This window comes from Kitasatospora nipponensis (assembly GCF_039528135.1).
GTDB classification, from domain to species: domain Bacteria; phylum Actinomycetota; class Actinomycetes; order Streptomycetales; family Streptomycetaceae; genus Kitasatospora; species Kitasatospora nipponensis.
The window spans coordinates 1-2075 of record NZ_BAAALF010000404.1; the positions used below are offsets into that span (position 1 = coordinate 1).

General features: G+C 76.5%; 2 protein-coding genes. One reads left to right on the forward strand and one right to left on the reverse strand.

The annotated features are described in order from the left end of the window. Window positions 1-138: 138 nt before the first annotated feature. The gene (locus ABD323_RS40640; RefSeq protein WP_344447139.1) at window positions 139-1002 is read right to left on the reverse strand and encodes a sterol desaturase family protein; all 864 of its coding nucleotides are present in this window, start codon (window positions 1000-1002) and stop codon (window positions 139-141) included. 344 nt (window positions 1003-1346) lie between these two features. Here ABD323_RS40640 and ABD323_RS40645 point away from each other — a divergent pair. Next, on the forward strand, window positions 1347-2075 hold a 729-nt coding region (locus ABD323_RS40645; protein ID WP_344447140.1), incomplete at its 3' end, for a DUF2397 family protein.

The following is a 2075-nucleotide window of genomic DNA, read 5'->3' on the forward strand; positions in this document are numbered from 1 at the left end:
TGACCTGCTCCAGCACCTTGCTGTCCGCGAGCAGGGCGCCCAGGTGGGCGACCGAGGTGGCCGCGAAGGCGGTCAGCAGGCCGCGGGCCCGTCCGGCGAGGCGACCGGAGGTGGTCGTCGTGCGGGTGGCGTGGCTGTTCAGCATGCGGTGGTGCCCTCCGGGCTGGTGGGAGGCCCGGGCTGCCAGCCCGGGCCCCTGGTGAGATGACGGACCCGGTCGCGCCAGGTGTCGGCGGCGGCCAGGTCGCGGGCGATCGCGGTGTACTCGTGGGTGGCGACCCGCAGGGGGTTGTACGAGTCGAGGTTCTTGGTCAGGCCGTAGACCGGGCGGACCGTCTCGGGGGTGAAGGAGTGGAACAGCCGGTCCCAGACGATCAGGATGCCGCCGAAGTTGCGGTCCAGGTAGCCGCCCTGCGAGGCGTGGTGCACCCGGTGGTGGGACGGCGTGTTGAGGACCAGTTCGAGGGGCGCGGGCAGCCGGTCGATCCGCTCGGTGTGGATCCAGAACTGGTACACCAGGCTGACCGAGGTGCAGAAGGCCAGCGCCGCCGGGTGCACGCCCGCCAGGACCATCGGGACGTAGAAGACCCAGCTGGTGGCGCCGGTCCACGGCTGGCGCAGCGCGGTGGAGAGGTTGTACCGGCGGCTGGAGTGGTGCACCACGTGGCAGGCCCAGAGCACCCGCACGACGTGGTGCCCGCGGTGCTGCCAGTAGTAGCAGAAGTCCTGCGCCAGCAGCATCGGCGGCAGCGTCCACCAGGTCACCGGCAGGTGCACGGGAGCCACCGCGTACAGCGCGGAGTAGACCAGCACGATCGGGATCCGCCAGCCCGCGTCGAACAGCAGGCTGCCCGCGCCCATGGTGAGGCTGGTGGCGGTGTCCTTGGCACGGTAGCCCTGCTGGTCCTCGTCGGGCCGCAGCCGGAAGGAGACCAGCTCCACCACGGTGAGCAGCACAAAGGCCGGTATCGACCAGAGCACGACGGGGGGCAGGTTCGGCATGTCCGGCACGATAGGCGACCCCGGCGGGCACCGGAAGGGGTTGTTACCCACGCGTAGCCCCGGCCGGCGCCGCCGCCCGCCCCACCCGGCACGGCGGGCCCGTCCTGACGCACCGCTACGCCGCGCCGCCGGTCGCCGGGGCGGGGGCGGCGGCGGGGGTCGGGCCGGGTCAGTGCCCCTGCCGGCGGGCCGCGCTGACGGTGAGCCGGGTGGGTGGGCGGCCGCTCGCGCGGCACCGTCCACCGGGCCCCACCGGGGTCAACTAGGCTGTTCCCCGACATGGCGGAACGGGATGGGAATCGCCGGGTGCGGAGCGGTCGCCCGGTGGCACGGCGGAGGGGCGCGTGAACGGGGGCGGGGCGCTGGAGAGCACGGATCTGCCCACCGGCGTCGGGCCGGCCGGCGTGGCCGCAGCGGCCGACCGCGGTCCGCTGGACCGTGTCGGAGCCCTGGTGACGCTGCTGGGGTCCGACCGCGGCCCGGCCCCGAGCGCCGACCACCGCGCGGAGCACCGCACCGAGCACCGGTCCGAGCAGCACGCCGGGCTGGCGACGGCGCCCGGTCCCGGCGTCACGCTCACCCGGCGCCCGGCTGCCGCGACCGTCCCGCACGGCCGCGCCGAGTCGCCGCTGCGGGGGACCGGGCCGGCCGAGGGGCGCGGCGCCGAACGGGTCGCCGAGAGTGCGGGAGCGCCGACGGGTGGGCCCTTGACGGATGGGCCCACGGTGGATGGGCCCACGGTGGGTGGGCCCTTGACGGGTGGGCCCTCGGCGGGTGGGTCGAACGCCGCCCTGCTGCGGCTGGCCCGCCGCCTCGCCCGGTCCGGGGAGTGCGCCGCCCACGAGCTCTTCGCCGACGCCTTCGGGCTCTTCGGCGCCCGGCACTTCGGCGTCGCGCCGGGCCAGGACACGGCCGACCGGGCCGAGGTGAGCTGGTGGCACGGGCCGACGGTCCGCCAGCCGCTGGTGGCGGCGCTGGCCCTCGCCCGCCCGCGCGCCACCCGCACCCGCCGGCGAGCGGGTGGCCCCGGCGCCGGACCGGCCGGCGGCGCGGAGCCCTCCCCGGCGCCCGAG

What these genes read in the sequence shown, in the direction of transcription:
- ABD323_RS40640 (WP_344447139.1), bottom strand. Translation starts at nt 1,002, where the DNA reads ATGCCGAACCTGCCCCCCGTCGTGCTCTGGTCGATACCGGCCTTTGTG.